Source organism: Pontibacillus chungwhensis, from assembly GCF_030166655.1.
Classification (GTDB): Bacteria; Bacillota; Bacilli; order Bacillales; family BH030062; genus Pontibacillus.
Map to the genome: position 1 here is coordinate 680452 of NZ_CP126446.1, position 21523 is coordinate 701974.

The 21523-nt window shown below is 39.8% G+C and carries 28 protein-coding genes and 2 pseudogenes; 27 read left to right on the forward strand and 3 right to left on the reverse strand.

What is annotated here, in order from left to right:
* The first annotated feature begins 5 nt into the window (after positions 1-5).
* The 18 genes and pseudogenes from QNI29_RS03565 (at position 6) to QNI29_RS03650 (ending at position 11681) form a co-directional block, all read left to right on the forward strand.
* Complete coding sequence (locus QNI29_RS03565) at positions 6-395, forward strand: phage tail protein (RefSeq protein WP_231418513.1); 390 nt, start codon at positions 6-8, stop codon at positions 393-395.
* Positions 392-721 (forward strand): lysozyme, encoded by a 330-nt coding sequence (locus tag QNI29_RS03570; RefSeq protein WP_231418514.1) that lies wholly within the window; start codon positions 392-394, stop codon positions 719-721. The genes QNI29_RS03565 and QNI29_RS03570 overlap by 4 nt, the downstream gene beginning before the upstream one ends.
* 4 nt (positions 722-725) lie before the next feature.
* Entirely contained in the window at positions 726-1838 is a 1113-nt protein-coding gene (locus tag QNI29_RS03575) for a baseplate assembly protein (RefSeq protein ID WP_231418515.1), read from the forward strand.
* Entirely contained in the window at positions 1831-2589 is a 759-nt protein-coding gene (locus QNI29_RS03580; RefSeq protein ID WP_231418516.1) for a phage tail protein I, read from the forward strand. Before QNI29_RS03575 ends, QNI29_RS03580 begins: the two co-directional genes overlap by 8 nt.
* Entirely contained in the window at positions 2568-2867 is a 300-nt protein-coding gene (locus QNI29_RS03585) for a hypothetical protein (RefSeq protein WP_231418517.1), read from the forward strand. Before QNI29_RS03580 ends, QNI29_RS03585 begins: the two co-directional genes overlap by 22 nt.
* Positions 2868-3500, forward strand: coding sequence for a hypothetical protein (locus QNI29_RS03590; RefSeq protein WP_231418518.1), 633 nt, complete (start codon positions 2868-2870; stop codon positions 3498-3500). It begins immediately after the preceding gene.
* A 241-nt stretch (positions 3501-3741) separates the two neighbouring features.
* Positions 3742-5217 carry an Ig-like domain-containing protein gene (locus QNI29_RS03595; protein WP_231418519.1) on the forward strand — a complete coding sequence of 492 codons (1476 nt, stop codon included), beginning with the start codon at positions 3742-3744 and terminating at the stop codon, positions 5215-5217.
* Complete coding sequence (locus QNI29_RS03600; RefSeq protein WP_231418520.1) at positions 5217-5441, forward strand: hypothetical protein; 225 nt, start codon at positions 5217-5219, stop codon at positions 5439-5441. The genes QNI29_RS03595 and QNI29_RS03600 overlap by 1 nt, the downstream gene beginning before the upstream one ends.
* Positions 5441-5593, forward strand: coding sequence for an XkdX family protein (locus tag QNI29_RS03605; protein ID WP_231418521.1), 153 nt, complete (start codon positions 5441-5443; stop codon positions 5591-5593). Before QNI29_RS03600 ends, QNI29_RS03605 begins: the two co-directional genes overlap by 1 nt.
* A gap of 24 nt (positions 5594-5617) precedes the next feature.
* Complete coding sequence (locus QNI29_RS03610) at positions 5618-6028, forward strand: hypothetical protein (protein WP_231418522.1); 411 nt, start codon at positions 5618-5620, stop codon at positions 6026-6028.
* Positions 6029-6079: 51 nt separating this feature from the next.
* Positions 6080-8290 (forward strand): hypothetical protein, encoded by a 2211-nt coding sequence (locus tag QNI29_RS03615; protein ID WP_231418523.1) that lies wholly within the window; start codon positions 6080-6082, stop codon positions 8288-8290.
* A 2-nt stretch (positions 8291-8292) separates the two neighbouring features.
* Positions 8293-8466: a hypothetical protein gene (locus tag QNI29_RS03620; RefSeq protein WP_231418524.1), complete on the forward strand. Its 174-nt coding sequence runs from the start codon at positions 8293-8295 to the stop codon at positions 8464-8466.
* Complete coding sequence (locus QNI29_RS03625) at positions 8467-8610, forward strand: XkdX family protein (protein ID WP_231418525.1); 144 nt, start codon at positions 8467-8469, stop codon at positions 8608-8610.
* A gap of 66 nt (positions 8611-8676) precedes the next feature.
* A pseudogene (locus tag QNI29_RS03630) lies at positions 8677-9618 on the forward strand (tyrosine-type recombinase/integrase); the annotation flags it as partial.
* Positions 9619-9735: 117 nt separating this feature from the next.
* Positions 9736-10059, forward strand: coding sequence for a hypothetical protein (locus tag QNI29_RS03635; protein ID WP_231418526.1), 324 nt, complete (start codon positions 9736-9738; stop codon positions 10057-10059).
* A gap of 139 nt (positions 10060-10198) precedes the next feature.
* On the forward strand, positions 10199-10567 hold the full coding sequence (locus QNI29_RS03640; RefSeq protein WP_231418527.1) for a hypothetical protein: 369 nt from the start codon (positions 10199-10201) through the stop codon (positions 10565-10567).
* A 13-nt stretch (positions 10568-10580) separates the two neighbouring features.
* Complete coding sequence (locus QNI29_RS03645) at positions 10581-10826, forward strand: phage holin (protein ID WP_231418528.1); 246 nt, start codon at positions 10581-10583, stop codon at positions 10824-10826.
* Complete coding sequence (locus QNI29_RS03650) at positions 10827-11681, forward strand: peptidoglycan-binding protein (protein WP_231418529.1); 855 nt, start codon at positions 10827-10829, stop codon at positions 11679-11681. It begins immediately after the preceding gene.
* 39 nt (positions 11682-11720) lie between these two features.
* On the opposite strand, the gene QNI29_RS03655 is transcribed toward QNI29_RS03650, so the two are convergent.
* Positions 11721-11927, reverse strand: coding sequence for a hypothetical protein (locus tag QNI29_RS03655; RefSeq protein ID WP_231418530.1), 207 nt, complete (start codon positions 11925-11927; stop codon positions 11721-11723).
* Between the two features lie 147 nt (positions 11928-12074).
* Positions 12075-12413 carry a DUF898 domain-containing protein gene (locus QNI29_RS03660; protein WP_231418531.1) on the reverse strand — a complete coding sequence of 113 codons (339 nt, stop codon included), beginning with the start codon at positions 12411-12413 and terminating at the stop codon, positions 12075-12077.
* A 165-nt stretch (positions 12414-12578) separates the two neighbouring features.
* Between QNI29_RS03660 and QNI29_RS03665 the strand changes: the two genes are divergently transcribed.
* Entirely contained in the window at positions 12579-12791 is a 213-nt protein-coding gene (locus QNI29_RS03665) for a hypothetical protein (protein ID WP_231418532.1), read from the forward strand.
* 2 nt (positions 12792-12793) lie between these two features.
* Positions 12794-13138, forward strand: coding sequence for a YolD-like family protein (locus QNI29_RS03670; protein WP_231418533.1), 345 nt, complete (start codon positions 12794-12796; stop codon positions 13136-13138).
* 14 nt (positions 13139-13152) lie between these two features.
* On the opposite strand, the gene QNI29_RS03675 is transcribed toward QNI29_RS03670, so the two are convergent.
* Positions 13153-13362, reverse strand: coding sequence for a helix-turn-helix transcriptional regulator (locus tag QNI29_RS03675; protein ID WP_231418534.1), 210 nt, complete (start codon positions 13360-13362; stop codon positions 13153-13155).
* 139 nt (positions 13363-13501) lie between these two features.
* Here QNI29_RS03675 and QNI29_RS03680 point away from each other — a divergent pair, with 139 nt between their 5' ends.
* The 7 genes and pseudogenes from QNI29_RS03680 to QNI29_RS03710 all read left to right on the forward strand — a co-directional run bounded on the left by QNI29_RS03680 (position 13502) and on the right by QNI29_RS03710 (position 21453).
* Positions 13502-13813 (forward strand): hypothetical protein, encoded by a 312-nt coding sequence (locus QNI29_RS03680; RefSeq protein ID WP_284526775.1) that lies wholly within the window; start codon positions 13502-13504, stop codon positions 13811-13813.
* Positions 13814-13861: 48 nt separating this feature from the next.
* Complete coding sequence (locus QNI29_RS03685; RefSeq protein ID WP_231418536.1) at positions 13862-14128, forward strand: hypothetical protein; 267 nt, start codon at positions 13862-13864, stop codon at positions 14126-14128.
* Positions 14125-15276 carry an FtsK/SpoIIIE domain-containing protein gene (locus QNI29_RS03690; RefSeq protein WP_231418537.1) on the forward strand — a complete coding sequence of 384 codons (1152 nt, stop codon included), beginning with the start codon at positions 14125-14127 and terminating at the stop codon, positions 15274-15276. Before QNI29_RS03685 ends, QNI29_RS03690 begins: the two co-directional genes overlap by 4 nt.
* The gene (locus tag QNI29_RS03695; RefSeq protein WP_231418538.1) at positions 15218-15841 is read left to right on the forward strand and encodes a replication-relaxation family protein; all 624 of its coding nucleotides are present in this window, start codon (positions 15218-15220) and stop codon (positions 15839-15841) included. Before QNI29_RS03690 ends, QNI29_RS03695 begins: the two co-directional genes overlap by 59 nt.
* A 46-nt stretch (positions 15842-15887) precedes the next feature.
* Positions 15888-17372, forward strand: a pseudogene (locus tag QNI29_RS03700) (PrkA family serine protein kinase); the annotation flags it as partial.
* Between the two features lie 185 nt (positions 17373-17557).
* The gene (locus QNI29_RS03705) at positions 17558-19090 is read left to right on the forward strand and encodes a Ppx/GppA family phosphatase (RefSeq protein ID WP_231418539.1); all 1533 of its coding nucleotides are present in this window, start codon (positions 17558-17560) and stop codon (positions 19088-19090) included.
* Positions 19091-19353: 263 nt separating this feature from the next.
* A complete protein-coding gene (locus QNI29_RS03710) occupies positions 19354-21453 on the forward strand; it encodes an RNA degradosome polyphosphate kinase (protein WP_255688652.1) in 2100 nt (699 codons plus the stop codon).
* Positions 21454-21523: the final 70 nt, after the last annotated feature.

Sequence of the window (21523 nt, forward strand, 5' to 3'; positions counted from 1 at the left end):
TATAAATGATCGGAACATTGGGACCTGTTATTTTTTACACAAGCGAACAATCAATGAGAACTTTTACGGACTTTCAAAGGTCAGAAGGCGGGCGTTGGGCTACACATGATCGAATGTTACAGAAACCAGCTTCAGAGTTTTTGGGCCCTGAGCTTGGAACTATATCTTTTAACATTCGTTTTGATGTTCAATACGGAATGAACCCCCGCAAAGAGATGGATAAGCTACTAAGCATGGTTCGGAACGGAGAAACGTATGTCCTAGTTATAGGCGGTAAGGGACTTGGGATGAAGCGTTGGAGCTTACAGAAAGTGGTCCAGAAATGGGAGCATGTAGATAATAGGGGGAACCTGTTGGTGAGTAATCTCTCTGTTAGCTTGGAGGAATATGTATGAGGTATACCATAACTGCGGAATCCAAGAAAATTAATTATAATCCCACCCCGGTTGAAGAAATTATCCAAAATGTTTATACAATTTTAACCACTGTTATGGGCACTGTTCCAATGGCACGAGAGCTTGGACTTTCAAACGACTATGTAGATGACCCATTACTAATAGCCCAAGCGAAACTTTCCGCAGAAATAGTGGAGAAGCTGCAGGTGTATGAAGAACGTGCCGTTATTGTGGAGGTTAAATTCAGTCAGAATCAAGCAGATGGTGTACTTCAGCCCATTGTAGTTATAAACATTGAAGAGGAGTATATAAGAGAACGGAGGTGATTTAATGCCTAGATTCAATTTACCAAATATTGATTTTGTTTCAGTTGATCCGGATGAAATAGAAGCTAATATCCTCGCGGAATATAACAGGATATCAGGGCAGAAAATTGGACCTGCAGATCCTCGCAGGTTGTTCGTGAAGACAATTGTATATGCCTTAGTTGCTGTTAATAATAATATTGATCATTCAGCAAAACAAAACTTACTTGCTTACGCTTTAGGTGACGTACTAGATCACAAAGGTGTAGATAGTAATACACCTCGGTTGGAGGCAACAGCTGCTACAACAATGATGAGATTTACACATAATATCAGTCAAATACAAAACATCCCAAAAGGTGCTGCAGTTACGGCAGGTGATGGGGTGTTTTTTGAATTAGAAGAGACTCTTATTGCTAACCCAGAGAATCCTTATACTGATGGAAAAGTGCGATGCACAAACGTAGGGGATATCGGAAATGGTTACTTGCCAGGAGAAATTAATCAACTCGTTCAGCCTTTGTATTGGGTTGCGAGAGTAGAGAACGTCACACAAAGTGAAGGCGGTAGTCAGAGAGAAGATGATGATCGTTACGCAGAGCGCATTAGACAATCTCCCGAAAAATTCTCAACTGCGGGTCCTGAAGAGGCCTATAAATATTGGGCTAAAACAGCGAGTTCACTAATAGGGGATGTGTCTGTGGATTCACCAAGTGATGCCACTGTGGAAGTTAGACCTCTTTTAAAAAATGGACAGGTACCAGGACAAGAAATATTGGACGCTGTTGCAGACAAGCTAAATGATAGGAAAATACGGCCATTGACTGACCGTGTTAGCGTATTAGCTCCTGCTGTTGTCTCTTACGACATCGATGTAACTTATTGGATACACAGTAATGAGTCAGGTAAGGCAAGTTTCATCCAGGAGGAAGTTGATCAGTCCGTTCAGGAGTATCAACTTTGGCAAAAAGAGAAGCTTGGAAGAGATATTGACCCAACAGAACTTATAGCAAACATGAAAAAAAGCGGAGCTAAAAGAGTGATAGTAGCTTCTCCCATTTACCAATCCTTAAATAGGGGAGAAGTTGCTAGTGAATCTAATGTGAATGTTGTGTTCGGAGGTTTTGAAGATGATTGATTTACAAACTTTTACGTTAGCAGGATTATTACCTTCAAGCCTTAAAGATGAAGATACAGCTAGTTTAGCTAGCGCATTCGATAAAGAACTAAGACGAGTAATCACTCGAATTCCGAAAACAATTATAGAGAACAATTTAATGGACTTAGAAGAACCTTTGCTAGATGTACTAGCCTGGGAGAAGCATGTGGACTTTTATGAACCAGAGCTGTCCATTGAAACAAAAAGACAGTTAATTAAAGACTCTGAGATGCTTCACAAATATAAAGGAACTCCTTGGGCTGTAGAGAGACTGGTGTCTACAGTATTTGAAAAGGGGGCAGTAAAAGAGTGGTTTGAATACGGGGGAGATCCATATCATTTTAAAGTGGAAATTGAGGGAGCCTTTTCAGCTGAAAAAGATATAGATCGCTTAGGAAAGCTGATACAAAAAGCTAAGAATATTAGATCTAAATTTGAAGGCTTTTCTATTAATATGCCTAAATCAATCATTACTTTGAAAGAAGCCTCGCACTTCTTTAAAGTTCCTTATAAAATAACAAACCGTTTCCACACAGATGACCGCCAAGGAACCGGGATAAGTAGTCCTCTTAATTTTGAGAATAAACCGTACTATTTTCCAGTTAATTATCCTGTTTGCGGAACCTTCAAAACAGCATCTGTTAAAGAAAAGAGCACTTCGTTCTTGAGTACAGGTCAAGTACTAAGTGTTTATGAGGAGGTAAACCAATGGCCCTACAACCCTTATTAATTAATCAGACTGTAACTTACATTAACAATCTTATAGATAAAGCTAAGATTACTATAGACGATGTTACTGAAGATTATCCAATTTACAATTCCTTGGTTGAAGGAAATTCAATTAAGAAGTACGTCTACTTAGATAACGCGACTGGATATATATCGGAAGCTAAACTTGTAGACTCTTTAGGACGTGATTTAAGCGTGAAACCATTAAAAATATCTAAAGGACAAGACGGATTTATGATGGTCTTCCTAATTGAGTTAAATGTGAAGGAGGTAGAGTAAATGCCAACCACTACAATAATTCCGTATGTGAAATCGATATGGGTGGATCACATAGTGGATCCCACTGAATTCGAGCGCGACTCTAATGGAGATGTAATAACTGATCCTGTTACAAATCAACCAAAGTTAAAGGTCATTCAAGAAGGTACCAGGTTTAACGCCCAGCGAGCTATGAATATAGAAAACGGCATCTACAATGCCTACGTTCGAATATTGGAAGCCGAGCAAGAAATGCAACGATTACGAGTCCAGGCGGAAATTGATGGTCGATCTCCTCAAAATAGCGGTACTTTCTTTGATGCTTTGGATGGATCGGCGCCAAATAAAATGGTTCGCCAATCTACAGAAAGCTATGCAACTGCTGCAGTTACAGCAGGAGCTACGACTATTTCTGTATATGATGAGAGCGGGTTTACGGTAGACACAGAGATAACGATTTACGACGATACAGCGAGTGAAAACGTAATGATTACGTCAGTAGCACCAGGAGAATTGACGGTTTCCACTCTTACGAATAATTATAAAAAAGGCTCGAAAGTAGCGCGTACCAATGCTTTGATTAAAGGCGAAGAAAAAGAAATGACATATTCTGCGTGGGGTACGTATTCCGTAACAGTTAGCGAGGTGGTGTAGTATGGCAGGCTATTACAAGTATTATTGGAAACGGTATGAAGTTGAAAACTACTACCCTCAACCTTCTTGGTATCAATACACTAATAGAGATTATGATTTTGAGGGGCTGTCGAAAGGATTGTACTGGGATGAAACTAACGGTAGGTATTTCACAACCGGCGGAACCTGGTCTTACAATGAGTCGATAAGTGCAGGTGATGCAGCATATATAGGTAACGGAGATGGAAATAAGTATATTGCTTTGGAAAGCGGTAAGGCGGGGTCACCGGTTTACGTTGAACAATACGGTTCGGATGCAGAGGCTTCGGTTCTCGAAGAGCGAAAAGGTAGCTATGTTACGGAAAATTCATCTACGAACCGAAATGCGTACCCCGATGACGGAAAATATAACGGTTATTGGTATCGGTATGACCGCCAAGAGTACGTGCAAACAAATTCCGCGCCAAGCACGCCGGGGGCTTTCACAAAACCATCTTCATCAACAAAACTCAGAGGTGGAGATTATGCGGTTCTTGAGTTCGGACCTTCTAGCGATCCTGATGGCGATACCGTAACATATGAGGTTCAGTGGTCTTACAACGATGGACCATGGTTAAAAGGAGCGAACGATGATAGCAATCAAACGCGGCGAACAGTATCGATACAGCAAGAACCTGATTACACACAAGTACAATTCCGCGCGGCAGCTTACGATAATTCGGGCGCGAAATCGAGTTACCGTTATTCGCCGGTGTATGACGTAATACAAAACGCTGATCCACAAATCACGCTCTCAACGTCAAATGGCACGACCTTGTACGAAGGTGACGTGCTCACCCTAAGCGGTCAAGCTACGGACAATGACAATGGCAACGTGGTAAGCGTAAAATATCAGATTAATAACGGAACAGCGCGCGCCATTACATCCGGCATTTCCGACGGCAGCACGCCGATCTCGTACAACAAGCAGCTTTCGATGAGCCTAGCAAAATTGTACGACGGACAAACGGCGGTAAGTGGCGAATTGGCCGAAGGGACAGCGCACACGCTTAAAGTGTGGTCGGAGGATGACCAAGGCGGAAAATCTACTGTTGAAACACGGACATTTTATGTGGTTCCTAATAGAGCGCCTTCAGTTTCTCTAAACCAATTTAGCGAGAAATCTGAATTGTTAAATCATGAAAAGATTACTATTAGTGGAACAACATCAGATGCTGAAGGTAATAATGTCTCTGTTGAATACGTGTTAAATGATGATAGTGCAGTCGGAGTGCATGAAGGTGCTGCAGGAGCATTTGAATTTGATATTCCACTCGTTAACTTAGAAGAGGGAACTAATACGCTTACCGTTAAAGTGACCGATTCTTACGGTTTCACATCTTCTAAGACAGTAAATGTAAATAAAAACTTAAATGAAACACCAGTTAATTCAGGAGTAATAAGGTATGAGGTTCTCCCTCCTGAAGGACAAGCTCAGAGTCTGGTTTTATGGCTCCAAAAAGAGCTAGGTGACCTTAATGTGAATGCTCATATCTCCATGGTGAATGACGGAGAGGTCGAGAATTACCAACCTATGAACTTATCGAATTCGGCTAATATCAATGAGGTCTTAACAGAAGATGAATTTGTTTATGATGCAGGATCCGTGAAGAGCTCAATTATGTTAAAAGTCGAGTTTAGGCGTGACGATCCAGCAGCTGATAAAGCTATTAAACTAATTTCGGGGGTGCTTGATTAATGGGAAATGGGATTGTTGTAAAGCCTAGATTGCCTGATGGCACTTTTGGAGGTGCTAAGGTAGTATCGGGCAAGTCTAACGAGCAAATTGTAGATGAGCTCTTGAAAAGCGATGCTCAGAAAGCGTATGAAAACATGTTATTAAAAAATCAGGTAGAAGATCAGAGCAAAGAGTTATCTTCACTTGCATTTGAAGTAATGAACTTAAAGGGGGGTGCTTCCTGATGGATTGGTTTGCTAGCATTAATCGCTTTTACAATACATTTGTACAGGGAGAAAGATTATGGTCGTTAGATCAAGTCAAGCAAGCAGTTAAGTTAAACGTCATTACTGAGTCGCAGTTTGCGGAAATTACGGACCAGGAGTATGTTGCTTAAGTCTTTTATAAGGAGGGTTAAAATATGGCGATTGATTTAACAAAATATCAAAACAGTGAATTGATTGAAGATGTTCGCAATCGACCCGGTCCTCAACAGTGGAATAATTATTCGAAGAAATTTGAACCGTCTAGCGGTAGTGACGGAGCCAGGCATGCAAAAATCACGGATAAATTCGGGGCCCCTATTGATCCAAGGGAAGTTAATGTAGAGAAATTAGAAGCGAAGCTAGATGCATTGAACCAAAAAGTAGATGGTATTTTAGATGGAAGTAGCCCGGCTAATACTCAACTAACGGGGAGTTTTGTTGAGTACCGTATCCTATCGACTGAACCATACCCAAGCGCTGTGCCGGAAGAAAAAGGAGCGACATTGGTAATTATGGATACTGGCGAGGTATTTATGAATCACGGAAGCTCTTGGGGGGTGTGGTAAATGCCATTTGATCCTATAATGGATAAACGTTCTAAAAAATATGCGCAAGTCGTGCAAGATCAGTTAGATCAAGCAGTTGCAGGTGGGGACCAGTTAGCGGAAACACAACAAGCGCGTGTTGGAGAGGATGGAACTACGTACGACACCCTTAAAGCTCGTTTGGATGCAGAACATTCCACGCTAGAGAGTAGTCAAAACGTATTATCCGGCAAGCTGCAGAACGTCGCAGCGGAATTCTCTCAACAAGCACGAAAGAAATCCGTCCTCACCCACGGCACAAATGTAATCAAGAGTGATCAGCCCTCCTCATTGAAAGTTGAATTTTATGGGAATACGTTGGTTAATAATGTAGTCAATTTTAACCATAGCGATTGGAGTTTACATTCAAATGTAACGATTAGTAATGACAAAAAGATAATTCACGAAAATACAAGTGGCTCAAAAGAAATTAACAGTATATTTATTAATGTTAAAGAAAACCAAAATTACCTCTTGCGACTTGTTCATAACGGAAAATTATCTATTATATTTAGAGATAGTGGTGGGGCAGAAGTTGGAACTAGACCTGAAAGTTACAGTACAGCAGAACAATCTAAATTTACCACACCGTCTGGTGCAGTTAGTATGCAAATTTTATTGTCTTGTACCACAACTGGCACACACACTTTCGAGGAATTAAGAGCTTACACTATCACCCAAGAAGTTTCAGATAAAATAGGCGTTTCTTTGAGTGATGCAGACGTTGAGCGCATGTTTCCTGATGTGGATGGGATGCAGAGTGTTGAGAATCCTTATGTGCGTGTGAGCGGAAGTCAGTTAATTCCTACAAATGTAAGTGAATGGGAACAAGGGCATTTAAATGCTGTCGGTGCTAAAGGATCTGATCCAAGTCGTATTTTAACAACCGATTACCACAGTATAGCACCTAATCAAACTTATACTGTATCAGTCAATAGTGGTTATAGGGTTTATTTGATCTATTATTACAACGAAAATAAAAGTTTTATCAGCTCAGACCTCTATCGCTCAGGAGGTGCTACTTTTACGACACCGACTAACGCTGTATTTTATAAAATATCCATTGAAGACAGCAACGACAATGCAATAACGCCAGAAGACTTAGAAGAAATTAAACCCATGCTCACACTAGGCACAGAACCAAAACCATTCGTACCGAAAAACGACAGCTACCTCTACGCACAATGCACGCTTGCAGGCTTACCGTTAAGCGATAAAAGAGATAATTTATTCCGCAATGAAGCGAAGAATCGGTGGGAGATTCGGAAGTGGGTTGAGCGTGTAACGTTGGATGGTTCGTTTTCGTGGAGCTTTCAATCCGAATATAGTGGGTTTAAACGAGTAAAAATTAACATGATTGGTTATAGTCGCCAATCACAAAAATTAGAGAAATATGACGGTGAAATATTAAATCAATTCACTTCATCATTAGATAAAGGAGATTTGTTTGACCTCCACTCAACCGACAACTATCTTTGGATTACCGTTTCAGACAATGATAGCGGTTGGACAGAAGCAATGACACCAACATCCGACATGATTAAAGGCTACTTCAACGGATGGAAATACACGGGCGATGGCACGACTCACTCATGGGTATCTATTGTAGACGGTACAACAATACCTGCAACGCAAACGGCTGCTTTCGTAGCTAATCCGGCTAATATGGCAAGCGGGTATACCCCGTATAAATTATCCTACGAATTAGCCGAGCCTGAAACGCTTGTAGAGGGCATTGATTTCCCTTATGTGGAAGGTGATTTGAGTATTCAAGATAGCGCACAAGTTGAGATTGGTGAAGGTTTGATTGTGCGGGAGGAAGCTAATCCTATTCAATATTCAGATGGGCGATGGTTTATAAATAGAAACTTTTCCAATTTAGCCCCTTCCAAGCTAGAGAGAAAAGCTAATAGGATAATCGCCATTTATAAAAACGTCGATGGGGATACTAAGTGGAAGGCGTACACTAATGACGGCGTTTCTAATTCATATGGCGCTTATGCAGAAATTCCTGCATCAGATTACGACCCTAACGCAACCTACACCGTCACCTACGAAGTCCTAGACAAACACGACTTTACCGCAAATGTGTTAGAGGTGCCCGTTTGGTATAATCAGTCGTTAAAATCGTCAATTCAAAGTGCTTATAGCAAATTATCTGACCACGGTACAGAGATTTCGATTTTAAAGCCCCAGGTTTATAAATTACTTCTAGCAGCCAAAGTTAATGGGTGGGAGGTATAGACATGAACAATCCTAACTTAGACACGATTATAGAGTGGTACCGTAAAGAGTTGAATATATCAGAAGAGGAGCAACAAGCATTATTAACTCATCTACAAGAAACCTCTAAACAATCAAAACTTCAAAAACAACAATCGGACTTGGTATTCGATTTAATGAACAAGGGGGTTTTATAGGTGGATTGGTTTGCTTTTGCGACGCAAGATTATGAAGTATACAATAATGAGGATCGTATTAAACAATTTGTAATCAATGGCAAGATTTCTTCAGAGGAATACAAGATAATTACAGGTAATATATACGAAGCATCCACTAACTAGTTAGTGGATGCTTTATTAAAAGGTAAAAGGAGAGAAATTATGCGTAGCATCGTAGATCCTCAATAATATAGAAATTTAGTTTCAGAGGAAAACAAGCATACAATTGACGATTTTTTAGTTGAGAAAAAGTCTGAAGGAAAATCTAAAAATACAATTGAACAATATTGGTATGACCTAAGAATACACGCTTATATACTGATGAAAGAGCATGATAACAAGTCTTTTATAGAACTAACAAGAAAAGAAATTCGTAATTTGTCTATGTATTTTCAAGAAAGAGGTATGTCTCACTCTAGGGTGAACCGTATCATGAGTAGCCTAAGATCATTGCTTGAGTTTTGTTCATTTGATGATGACTATAATTATGAATATAATGTCGGCTCCAGAGTTAAAGGATTGCCAAAAAATCCAACACGAGAAATAGTTTTTTTAAGCGATAATCAGATTCAATGGCTAAAAGCTGAACTTATTCGAAAAAATGACTGGATGCGTGCTACATACTTGATGCTTAGTTACATTAGCGCTGCAAGAAAAGCTGAAGTGCATCAAGTCAGAAAAGAAGGTCTTACAACAAATTTTTATACGAATTCAGTTACAGGGAAACGTAAAAAGAAATTCCGTCTTTATTATACTCCAGAAGTACAAGAATTAATAACAAATTACCTTCAAGATCGAGGCGAAGATGATATATCAGAACTATTTGTGAAAGTTCATAAGAACGGAAAACGTCAAGTGGTAACTAAGGGTGCGTTTAATGGTTGGTGTACCTATTTTGAGGAACTTCTAATAAAAAAAGAAAAAAGAAGAATTCCCATTAACCCCCATTGTCTACGCCATAGTAGGTTAGAGAATTTATCTAGAAGTGGTGTTCCACTAGAGAAACTCAAATCATTGGCTCACCATGAGGATGTTTCAACTACAGCCAATTATCTCGCAGATCGTCAAGAGGATGATATTGCGGAGATTTATGGTATGGAAAAAGAGGAGTTTGCTATCTTAAGTAATTAGCAGATAGTAGCAACAAAACTATATGCAGAGCTTTCAGGGGAATGGGGAGGCAATTGCTTGAAAATATTTTTAATAGGAAATATCTCCCTTGTGTCGAAATAATACGAAAGAAGGGAGGTGTTTCCGATTAATGATATTCAGAAACAGTTAGCAAGCATACAGAAAGAAATTCAAGAAGTGTTAAAAGGCGAGCATAAATTCAGAGAGATATTTACAAATGACTTTATGCAGAGCTACACTCAGTACAATACAATAGAGGAGTTTTTTGATTCTAGCCCTGTGAGTATTCATACACAAGAAGATTTAGACTCAACAGACAGCTCAGAATTAGATGAACACGTTAAGAAAACCACTCAGTTCCAGGATTGGGAGGAATTTTCAACGTCAGCTGCTAATTTATACGCAAGAAAACGATTAAAAGAAAAAGGCATCGATGTATAGCCGAGTATTAAAGCATCCCGTTTCAGGGGTGCTTTTTTTAGGAGGTGATTTCCTTAGTTTTTTAAACTTTTAGTACTTGTCCTGCAAATAATGGTGGTTTTATAATTGTAAGATTTAATTAGGTGTTAGGGGGTCAGTCATGCCGGAGCAGAAGGAAGTGGAGGACATGGAGAAGTTCATGACGTTACTCATGGATGTAAAAGTGTCAGTGGCGGAGCAAAGTCAGAAATTAGATAATGTACTGGATGTGAAAGAAAAAGTTGAAAAGACACAAGAAACGGCTAACGAAGCAAATCGAAGATCTAAGCGAAATGAAGAAGATATTGAAGAAGTAGAGAAAGAACTTAAAAACAAGGCAAGCAAAGAATTATTACAGGGGAAAGCGGATAAAAGTGAAGTGGAACGCATTGTACAAGAGAAAGATAATTGGAAACGAAATATGCCAGCCTGGGTCGCGGTAGCTATATCAGCTATCGCTTTTTTGTGGCCATATTTAACTAATCTGTAAGGAGGAAATGTTCATGAAGGAAAAAGCAAAAGAGTTCAGTATACTGGTTGTCGGTTTTTTAAGTGCAATTATGGGTTTCTTGGCTACCCTGAATATCAAATTCCAATGGCTAACAGAAGCGAGCATTGATGCATTTGGCGCTGTAATAGTGGCTGCAGTCATGCTTATTAGTGGTGCATACGCAGTTTGGAAAAATACTTTTGTAAGTAAAAAGGGGTTAGAACAGAAAAATGCCCTTAAAGAAAAGGGGTTGAAATAGATGAGGGTGTCTTTAAAAACTTTAATCGATCGTTCTATCAAGAACATGGGAGCTGTACATTCCGTTGTATTAAACAAAGCATTAGAATTAGTGCGTCAAGCGTATGCCGAAGGGATTAACGTTCAGATCAGTTCTGGTTTCCGAAGTTTTGAAGATCAGGCTTATCAGTACGGTAAAGGAAGATCTAACTATAGATATAATGGTGTTGATTATAGCAAGCCCGGGATGTCTATTGTTAGTCACGCAAAACCTGGTCAATCTGTTCACAACTATGGTTTGGCTATTGACTACTTCTTAACTACTTGGGATGGATCTGAAGCAACTTGGTCAGTCAATGATAACTGGTGCAGGGTAGCAGAAATTGGTAAGTCAATGGGATTCTCCTGGGGCGGGGACTGGTCATCTTTTAAAGATTATCCTCATCTCGAATTAACAGGCGGGCTTACCTGGTATGACCTATCCCAGGGGGAAAGGCCTACTCACTTGTTAGCTGATTATCTCGAAGAAGGAATGAGTGGTTCGAAGGTAAAACAGCTGCAAAATAGATTAATCGATATTGGATATGATCTAGGTAAATATGGTGCAGACGGTGATTATGGTCCTACTACTAAACGAGCAGTGATGGCTTTTCAAAAAGATTATGGTTTAGCGGTGGATGGTATTTATGGTGATCGAACTGAATCCAAATTAGTGGAGGTGGAGAACATGCGTGAATTCGAAGAAGCCCCTAAGTCAATTGCGGAAGAATGGAAGAGAGCCTATGAACTTGGTTTGACGGACGGAGCAGAACCAAATGAGTCACCAACACGCGCCCAAGTGGCAGCAATGATTGTGAGAGCATTGGACAAGAAGTAAATAAAATCCCCTCAGCTTTTTGGCTGAGGGGGGATAAAACTATCGAGTAAAGAAAGCCCTTTCCATTAAGTATTCGAGATCTGTATGCTTATGTTCTTCGGTATAATCAGGGTCGTAAGATAGTCTTTTTGCTATTTCTTTCATACCAGCTCTTAACGTTGGGTTACCATCTGACTTGTCAAAAAACTTTTCGTTAGCTCTCACAAATTCGATGTATTCTTTTACAGAAACTTGAGTTAGGTACATATGAAGTTCCACCTCCTTTTATAATTACTTACATTCTTCTCAAAAGTAAAGTATCCCTCCAATATTTTGAAATCGTGCAGAAATTCAATTTTAGTAAGTATTATTTAAAAAACAGCCCCTCCTTCAGGAGAGAGCTGTTTATGTAAATCAATCAAAGTGAGTATGGTTCACTTTCCATTTTCGTACCTTAGAAGCCGCGAACCAAAAATAAATAGTTAATGTAATAATGCCTAAAAACCAAATTTTAAACCAAAGTCCATACATGCCTGCTACGGTTCCTGTAAAACGTAATCGTTTCCCATCGATTACAGTATGCTTAGTTTCCCAGTTTTCTTTCCAGACTACAGCTACTGGATATAAAAGCCCTAATGAGAGAGAAGTAAGAAGGGATGCAAAGAACTTAATAATTGCTCCTTCTACAGTAAGACCGTCAAAACGGCTTTCTTTTGGTGATTCATGCTCAACTACATGGTGTGCATTTTCCAAATTTACCACTCCTTAGTATCAGTCTAATGTAACTATTCAATAATTATACAGCATCTTCCTTTCAAATTATGATAAAAATTGTAAGCGAGATTTTGTTTACTTGGTAAAATGAATTGGGTATAATAAGAACAAATGTTCGTTTAATGAAACGAGGAGGGAAGTCGAATGAAAGGTATGCTGGCTAATGCAAAGAAAAACCAAGAAGTACTCGAGATGATTTATTTATCGAAAGATGGCCAACTCTCTCAAAGGAATATTAAAGTCTTAGATATAGATGATTCTTTTATTCTTGGGTATTGTTTAAACCGAAATAAGCTAAGGAAGTTTAAAAGAGGCAATATACTTTCCATTGGCCCCCTCCGAAAGAAGGTGGGATAAGGATGAATGATGATCGATTAAGGGACAGAGGAAAAATAAAGTGGACATCGTTGATGCTACCAGAACATGTAGAGATGGTGAAGGAAGTTTGGAAAGAAGATGAGCGTGTAGAAAAGGGGATGCTTGCAGATGATCAGGCTGTGGAGATTGATTTTAAGCTTCAGAGAGCATTAACAGATCATCTCACGGTACGGATCAAGCACCATAATGGCTTTGATTATAGTTTTTCTGATGTGAAGATCTCGGTGATCAATCGTATGGATAAGAAACTTACCGGAATTGATCAGAGGTCTAAAGAACGTTGTCATATACATCTGAATGGGATTACAGAAGTGGATATCATATAAAGGTCGCCCCTCCATTATTTCGGAGGGGCTTTTTTTGTGCGAACATACAGATCATCAACATTACATTCTAGAAGGTCTGCCAGTTCAAAAGCCTTCTCAAGCGAAGGTTTCCCACCATCATTTACCCACCTGGAAAAAACGTTTTGGCTTACCCCTAATTGAGCAGCGACCCACTTCTTTTTATACCCTCTCTTCTCGATCCAATAATTAATATTACTTTTCATATCATCACCTACATAGGGTATTCCACACATTACTTTTATGTCCTTCACTAAATTAGTTCAATTTTTTTCATCAAATTAGTAAAGAAGCAAGCTATAAGCCCATATAGATATATCAGACACCAGGAAGGGAGAGATGAAGATGGATATGAATATGCATAAGGTTGCCTTTGCACTAGACAAATTGAAGGAAGAAAAGAATGGTTTAATTGAACTAACGGAAGAGGCGAAAGCATTCTATCGGAATACAGCCTACTATGAACTTAAGAACATTGCCGAAGAATGGAACTTGGAATGGTATAGCCAAGACGTTTCCAAAGAACAATCCAATCCTGTTAAATCAACAAAAGAAGAGCGTCCTAAAGGTTATTTTTCTTATTTGCTACAAGCGCTAAAAAAGCGAAAAGGGAAGGAGAGGGCAAAGGGAAGACCGCGAAGACGAGCGAGATCGTGAAAAAGGAATAGCTTGTTTGCTGAATTAAAAATGGAGGTTTCGGGTCCTATGGAAACTATAAAATTTAACGATTTCTTGAATAAACCAACACTCGGTGGAAGCTTTAATTTTAACTTGGATAACAACATTATCAACCTTGATGAAGCGTATATTTTGATGGGTGGTTTAGGCGTTGTTCTAATCGGAGTGTACTGGATGGAGGGGCAAGGTTGGATTAAAGTAAATAACAAAGCAGTGAAGCTTGGAATGATTGGGATATATGCTTACCTAATCGGAAAATGGGTGATCAAAGGTTCCTGGAGGTTTTTAATGTGATTGAATACATTGGACCTTTAGCGTTGGCGGGATTAGCTTTTCTACCTAAAGTACAAGGGAAAATGAGCGAACGAAAGATCATTGAGCTTTATTTTAAAAACACGGGTTTTAATCTGAAGCGAAATAAAGAAGTGTTGTGGCCGGAATTTTGGAAGAAACACATGTCCCCTATGTTCACACGGTATGACTACAATTTGCCTGTTGGCTTAGAAGTGGAAGAGGGCATGGCGGATGCCCTTTCTAAAGCTTTAGGATATCCAGTGGAGGTGTCTGGCGAGAAAGTGATGTCTATATGGATATTCAAAAAACGTCTGCCGAAACAATGGAACTATAAAGACTTGTTACCTTCTGAGGGATGGAAAATACCAATAGGCTTGTCCTACAAAGGAATGATATGGCATGACTTTGATGAGATACCTCATATGACGGTCGCCGGAGCTACTAGGTGGGGGAAAACGATCTTCCTTAAAGTACTACTAACGTATCTAATCGAACAACATGGCGATGATGTTGAATTTTATATTTTTGATCTTAAGGGTGGGTTAGCATTCAATAAGTTTAAATCATTGAAACAAGTGAGGGGGGTTGCTGGGGACTATAAAGAATCCAGCGATTTAATGGACCTAATCACCTCTGATATCAAACGTGATATGTCAGATTTCAAGCTAAATGATATTGAAAATATAACTGATACAGATTTACCAAAGCGTAAGTTTGTCATTATTGATGAAGCTGGGGAGCTTATGAAAAACAAGAGCATGACAGACCAAGAGAAGAAATGGGTGGAAAACTGTCAACGAACAATGAGTTATATCGCTCGTGTCTCAGGGGGTATTGGTTTGAGACAGATATTCTGCACCCAGTATCCAACAGGAGACGTTTTGGATAGGCAGATAAAGGCCAATTCATCAGCTAAAATTTCATTCAGATTGGAAAATGGAACCATGTCTAAGGTTGCTTTAGATGAATTAGGTGCAGAAGAAATTGATACAAAAGGAAGAGCTATATATCGCACTGTAGATCGGCACCTTGTTCAAGTGCCTTATATCTCCAGAGAAGAGATGTGGAGCAGATTGGAGGAACACGTAGATGTTAAAGCACCTGCAGAGAATGGAAAGGGAAGAGAAAATCCTATCAAATTTAGATAAGCTTGGGATCGCCACACGGAAACAGCTGCAAGTTATAAATAACTTAGGGGGGGATCGTAATGCGAATCGCATACTGGCGAATATGGAGGATGACGGATCCATCAAATCCCTTCGAATGGATCAGAAGATTTATTATGTCGCCCATAAAGGGAAAGAGAAAATAGGCAGTGGGAAAGCTCTAAAAGACAAAGCACATTTAGCGCATACATTAATGAGAAATGACCTGTATATTTACTTAGGTACACCAAAGGGATGGAAAAACGAAGCATCTGTGGACTTTCCATATAACGGAGAAGAAACCACGCTAGTATCAGATGCCTCTTTCATCAAAAACCATAATCATCACTTTATAGAAATTGATAATACACAGACCATGAAAACCAACCGAGAAAAAATAGATCGTTATCGTGTACTTTTCAATCTCATTAAGGAAAATTATGATTCCATTCCTGTACTGATTTGGTATACCGTTTCTTCCAGAAGGCAAAATGCATTGGAGGATTATTGTAACCAATTAAAGATAAACTCGAAGGTGTTATCTCTTAAAGACTTGTGTTACTCTTAAACAAGAAAGCCCGTCATATCAACGATTATAGTGGGTGTCTAAAGGGATGCACGGGGACCCGCTGCACTTGATTCCGCAACACCTAAGGGAAGATTTCTCTGAGGAATTTGGGGTTCGTATTGAAGGGAATTTATCGCCTCTTAATTTAATGCGCCTTGAGCAGGAATATGGAGGTCGAATTGAGGATATGCCTGTTGAGCGTATATTCTTCTCAGAGGATAAGCGTACAGGTATTGGAACCTTTAGTCCATCAGATCCGAAGTCTCAGGATATCGCCGATTTAACGGGCTCCATTGACTTCTCCACGATTGCGGAGTATGGTTCTGAGTCTGATCCGCGAGCGTATCGTTTTGACGGGGAACTGAATAAAGCAAACCGGGGGATTATGGAGTTCCAGGAAATGCTGAAGTGTGATGAGAAGTTCTTATGGCACTTGCTTTCTTTGACGCAGGAAGGAAACTTTAAGGCAGGAAGGTTTGCGCTGATCTCAGCTGATGAAATGATCATTGCCCATACGAATGAATCGGAGTACCGCTCGTTTATTTCGAACAAGAAGAACGAGGCCCTTCATTCTCGTATGATTGTTATGCCAGTCCCATATAATTTAAAAGTCACGCAGGAAGAACGCATCTATGAAAAGATGATTAACCAGAGTGACATTCGAGATGTTCATATTGCTCCTCACACATTAAAAGTGGCTGCGATGTTTACCATTATGACGCGTCTCAAAGATTCTAATAAGAATAACGTAGATTTATTGAAGAAAATGCGTTTATATGATGGTGAGACCGTAGAGGGCTTTAGTGATGTAGACGTAGAGGAACTGCGCCATGAACATCATGATGAGGGAATGAGTGGTATTGACCCTCGTTATGTGATTAACCGAATCTCTTCAACAATTATTAAGAAGGAAATGACGTCTATTAACGCACTCGATGTGTTGCGCTCGCTAAAAGAAGGTCTATCAAGTCATGCGTCGATCTCTAAAGACGACCGTGAGCGTTACTTGAACTTTATTTCGGTGGCTCGTAAAGAGTACGACGAAATTGCAAAGAAAGAAGTGCAGAAAGCCTTTGTGTACTCGTATGAAGAATCTGCGAAAACACTTATGGACAATTATCTGGATAACGTTGAAGCGTATTGCAACAAGTCGAAGCTTCGTGATCCGTTAACAGGGGAAGAGCTGAATCCAGACGAGAAGCTAATGCGCTCGATTGAAGAACAAATCGGCATATCAGAGAACGCGAAGAAAGCATTCCGTGAGGAGATTTTGATTCGGATCTCAGCCTATGCTAGAAAAGGGAAGAAGTTCGATTACTCGTCTCACGAACGTTTACGAGAAGCGATTCAGAAGAAGTTGTTTGCTGACCTGAAAGATGTCGTCAAGATTACGACATCGACGAAAACACCAGATGAGCAACAATTGAAGAAAGTGAATGAAGTAGTAGCCACACTTGTAGAAGGATATGGGTACAACTCAAGTTCTGCAAATGAACTGCTGCGCTATGTAGGTAGTTTGCTAAACAGGTAATGAATAGGGAAGCCGGGGCATCTAGATGCTCCGGTTTTTGTTTTGGCTTCACTAGGGAAAAGGGAGACATAGGAGAGGGGAAGAGTTATAGAGTAAACATCAAAGATTGGACATTCAGTAAAGGATAAAGATAGTTCTTATGCTATAATGGTGGAAATTTCATTGTTAGAAAAGGGTGTCTTCCGGTGAGTGAGCAGCATTATGGGATTATAGATATAGGTTCGAACACAGTAAGATTAGTCATCTATGAGCGGAGTGAGAGCGGTCGCTTTAAAGAAATCGAAAATATTAAAGCAGTGGCACGTCTTCGGAATTATCTTGGTGAGGACTTAAACTTAAGAGAAGAAGGGATTGATCATCTACTATCGATCTTAAGAAGTTTTAAGAAAGTGACGGACACGTATGACTTAGAACAGCTGCTGGCTGTGGCTACAGCAACAATCCGCCAGTCTCTAAACCAGGATACGATTATTAAGAGAGTGAAAGATGAGATTGGTCACGAAATACGAATCCTTTCTGAAGAAGAGGAAGCGTATTATGGTTATCTCGCTGTAGTGAATTCCACCGCTCTTTCGGAGGGCATTACGGTCGATATCGGTGGAGGAAGTACGGAGGTTACGTATTATAAGAATAAGGAGATCCAGCATTCTCACAGCTTTGCCTTCGGTGCATTGACGTTGAAACAAATGTTTGTGAAAGATGATGTACCAACGCCGAAAGAAATGGAAGATGTTAAAGAATACTTAATGGATCAGTTCAAATCCTTGTCGTGGCTCGAGGGTAAACGTGTACCTGTTATCGGGATTGGCGGAAGTGCTCGTAACATGGTGCAGATTGACCAGTCGCTTAAGAGCTACCCCTTAGCAGGCCTTCACCAGTATAGAATGTTTGAACATGACATGAGCTTTATTAAGAGTTATTTACTTACGTTGTCATTTAAGAAGTTACAGAAGGTTGAAGGGTTATCAAAGGACCGGGCAGACATTATCCTTCCAACTATTGAAGTCTTTCATTCCTTATATGAAGTCACCGATGCCACTTCGTTTATATTAAGTCGCAAAGGACTGAGAGATGGAGTCTTTTATGAACAGCTTATGGAAGACTTTAATATTTCCGTGTTCCCTGATGTGTTAGAAGAGAGCTTCAATGAATTGGCGATCGACTATAACATTGATTACAAGCACGTTCATCAGGTAACTCATTTAGCACAGATTCTGTTTGATGAATTGCAAGAAGCGGAAGTGAGTCATTTAACAAGAGAAGATGTCACGTTGTTGAAACGCGGCGCATTTGTATTTAACTTAGGGGAGTACATTGATTCCGAATCAAGTTCCCAGCATACTTTCTATCTACTTGCTAATCGAACCATAGATGGACTTATGCATAAAGAACGATTGATGTTAGCTCTTGTAGGTTCCTATAAGAGTAAACCTATTTTTAAGCAGTACCTTCATCCTTATAAACATTGGTTCTTAAAAGAAGAGAAGAAAAAAATTAAAACGCTCGGCGCATTGACGAAGTTTGCCTATAGCTTCGACTCCACAAGGAGAAGTGTTGTAGAAGATCTACATGTAGAAGTAAAAGGAGAAGATCTCAATATCGTCGCCTTCTGTAATCAAGACCCAATGGCTGAAGAATACCAGGTCGAAAAGCAGAAGAAACACCTCGAGAAAGCAATTAAAATGCGTGTTAACATTACATTCACACAAAAAGGGTAGCCGCCAACGCTACCCCTTTTTCATACCCTCACAACCCCAATGATGCTGTGGTTGTTCACCGTGATGAAGGGTGTCTGACACGATGTAGTACTTTACCTCGATGAAGTGTATTAGGTTTTGGTGGATTGACATAGACTAGTGTGTGGTAAAGAGAAGTGAAAAGTTAACATGAGGTTCATATTTAGTTAATACTACGATTATAAACCTTTGATAAACTATGAGTGAATACATATGTCGACTTTGGATGAAAGGGTGAGGAGAACATGGAACAAATGGAATTAGATCATCCGCGTTATTATAATAATCGTGAATTAAGTTGGTTAGCCTTTAATGAACGGGTGCTGCAGGAATCATTAGATAAACGGAATCCGTTAATGGAGCGATTTAAATTTTTAGCGATTTTTAGCTCGAATTTGGATGAGTTCTTTATGGTTCGTGTAGCCGGTTTAAAAGACCAGGTGAAAGCGGGTTTTAATAAGCCGGAGAATAAAGCAGGCCTTACCCCTAAAGAGCAGCTATCCAAAATTTCTGAGAAGAATCATAAGCTTGTTGATATGCAGTATTCGACGTATCAACATGTATTATTACCGATGTTAAAAGAACATCAAATTACCTTTGTAGCCATGGACGAGCTGTCTACTATGCAACTTGATGCCATGGAACAATATTTTGATGAACAAGTCTTTCCTGTTTTAACCCCAATGGCGGTTGATGCTTATCGACCATTTCCCATGCTGTTAAATAAAAGTATTAACATCGCAGTGGTTCTTGAAGATACGTTTGATGAAGAGGAGCCGGCAGAGAAGACGGCAATTGTGCAGGTACCCGCTGTACTAGACCGGTATATTGAGCTAGAAGTAGATGAAGAGGGCACGCGCAAGTTCATGATGCTTGAAGACATCATTAGTCATTTTATATATAAGATGTTTCAAGGGTACAAGGTGAAGTCTGTTACAGAATTTCGCATTACCCGTAATGCAGATATGACGATTCATGAAGAAGGTGCCAGAGACCTATTAAAAGAAATTGAGAAAGAACTTAAGAAGAGAAAATGGGGAGCTGCAGTGCGTTTAGAGATCAAACGTGATGCGTATGATCCGAAGCTTCTTGAATTTCTATTAAATGTATTAGAAATTCATCGCAAGGATGTATATGAAATCGACGGCCCACTTGACCTTACGTTCTTATTTAAATTTTATAAAGATATGGAAGAATACAATGACTCCCTTGTGTACGAAGCGTTAATTCCCCAACCACCGAAAGATGTAGGGTCTGATGAGGACTTATTTGAACTCGCTTCGGAACGAGATGTGTTCCTGCATCACCCTTACGAATCGTTTCAACCTGTTGTGGACTTCGTGGAGGATGCAGCGGATGATCCGGATGTCCTGGCGATTAAACAAACTCTCTACCGGGTCAGTGGCGGTTCCCCGATTATTGAAGGATTAAAGCGGGCGGCTGAGAATGGGAAGCAAGTAACGGTGCTTGTGGAGCTAAAGGCTCGATTTGATGAAGAGAATAACGTACAATGGGCCAAAGAACTTGAAAAAGCAGGTTGTCACGTCATATACGGTATGAACTACTTGAAAACTCATAGTAAAATTACCCTTGTTGTACGTAGGAAAAAGCACCAGATTGAACGATTCGTTCATCTTGGTACGGGGAATTACAACGACCAAACCGCCAAGCTTTATACCGATATGGGGTTGATTACATCCAACCGTAAGTTTGGTATAGATGCTACGAACTTCTTTAATTACTTAAGTGGATATACGGAGAAGCCAGCTTATCATCATATTTCGATGGCACCCTTTGATATTCGTCGCGACCTTGTTCACCACATTGATGAGGAAATTGAGGCCCATCAGAAATATGGGAATGGTCGTATTATTGCTAAAATGAATTCCCTGACAGATAAAGTCATTATCAAAAAGTTGTATGAAGCTTCGAATAGAGGAGTGCAAATTGATTTAATTGTACGAGGAATTTGTTGTCTTCGCCCAGGAATTAAAGGTATTAGTGAAAACATTCGTGTCAGAAGCATTGTAGGTCGTTTTTTAGAGCATAGCAGGATTTATTACTTTCACAAAAATGGGGAAGGGAATATATATTTATCCTCAGCCGATTTAATGACACGGAATATGGAGAAGCGGGTCGAGCTGATGTTCCCGATTTATGATGCCCATATCGAATCCAGATTGCATCAAATTTTAGATCTTCATCTAAAAGATAATCTGAAAGCAAGGGTCCAGGATGAGCATGGAAATTACCATTACGTAAAGCGTGCTCCAAGTGAAGAAGAGCTTGATAGTCAGCTTGAACTTTTTAATCGAGCTTACATGGTTGGAGAAGATGAAGAATAAAACTTGAAAAATCAAGAGGTACAAGTGTACAATATTCCGTACATTTGTACTTTTTTTAGAATCTTTTTCA